1 protein-coding gene is annotated in these 511 nt (G+C 72.2%); it reads left to right on the top strand.

All coding sequences use genetic code 11. The features are described from left to right. Positions 1–81 precede the first annotated feature (81 nt). On the top strand, positions 82–511 hold a 430-nt coding region (locus JHN45_RS52460), incomplete at its 3' end, for a DUF2637 domain-containing protein (RefSeq protein WP_201056586.1).

Genomic DNA, 511 nt, shown 5'->3' with positions numbered 1-511 from the left:
CGGTCTCGTGGGCTCGGTGGTGCAGCGGACCGAGATCACGTCGACCGCGCGCGGGATGCTCTCCCGCTCGCAGGTGGGGCGGTGACCACCGTGAAGCGCCAGTTCTCCCGCCGCCACGTGGTCATCACGGGCGCCGTGACCGTGGCGGTGACCGCGTTCGCCGCGTCCGCCGACACGCTGGCCTCCCTCGGTCGGGCGGTCGGCTGGGAGGGTCGCCTCTCCTGGTCACTGCCGGTCGCGGTCGACGTGCTCGCCCTGGTCGCCCTGGTCGCCTGGTTCACCCCCGGCGTGCGCAAGCTCGGTCAGTGGATGACCGGCGGGTCGGTGGTCACCTCGGTCATCCTCAACGCGCTCGGTCACCTCGTCGGCACCGGTCACCTGACCGTGGGCCCGAAGATGGTCATCGGCGTCAGCGCGGTGCCGGTCATCTCCATGGCGCTGGCCGCGCACCTCGCGGTGGAAGTGACCAGGCCCGAGGAAGACCGCCCGGTCACCAGCGAGGATGACCGCC

Origin of the sequence: Streptomyces sp. MBT53 (assembly GCF_016654115.1) — a bacterium.
Classification (GTDB): domain Bacteria; phylum Actinomycetota; class Actinomycetes; order Streptomycetales; family Streptomycetaceae; genus Streptomyces.
This window is presented reverse-complemented; position numbering and strand designations above follow the sequence as displayed.